This window comes from Psychrobacter sp. 1U2 (genome assembly GCF_051847575.1).
In genome coordinates this window covers 1-526 of record NZ_JBPYDC010001780.1, presented here as the reverse complement: position 1 = coordinate 526, position 526 = coordinate 1, and the positions used below count along the sequence as shown (strand labels likewise).

The 526-nt window shown below is 36.7% G+C and carries 1 protein-coding gene and 1 pseudogene; both read left to right on the top strand.

Features of this window, described 5'->3' with window-relative positions; all coding sequences use genetic code 11:
* Window positions 1-199: pseudogene (locus ACS8FD_RS24370) on the top strand (alpha/beta fold hydrolase); the annotation flags it as partial.
* Window positions 200-352: 153 nt separating this feature from the next.
* Window positions 353-526 (top strand): glutathione S-transferase N-terminal domain-containing protein (locus ACS8FD_RS24365; RefSeq protein ID WP_439277740.1); only part of this gene is annotated, 174 nt, incomplete at its 3' end.

Genomic DNA, 526 nt, shown 5'->3' with positions numbered 1-526 from the left:
CGATAAATTCATATCACCCACTGCTGGCTGTCAGTTATTTTTCAATACTTTTAATAATCCTACTAACGTGTTTCGTGAATACTCAATCAGCCATGGGGATTTGGACGACTATACTCATAGCCGTATTATGATTAGCCGCAACGCTGCCAAAGAAATATGGCCGACGGTTGTCGCATGGGTTGATAAGCATACAAATTGATTTTATACCTATTGACACCTATGTATTTATTACATCTATCCAAATTAACTTCACATAAGATAACTGAATAAATTTATACGATTGGTTAAGCTTAGGTTGTTAATAAGGCGATATAAATAAATAATTATAAAGAAATACATAGAGGAGTATTTTATGAAGTTATATGTGATACCAGGTACCTGCGCAGTCGTTCCGCATACAGCACTTGAATGGACAGATGCTGATTACGAGCTTAAGATATTAGATCATGACTCAGTCAAGTCTGAGGAATATTTGCGTATCAATCCACAAGGTGTGGTTCCTTCGATAGTTGATGGCGAGACAGTC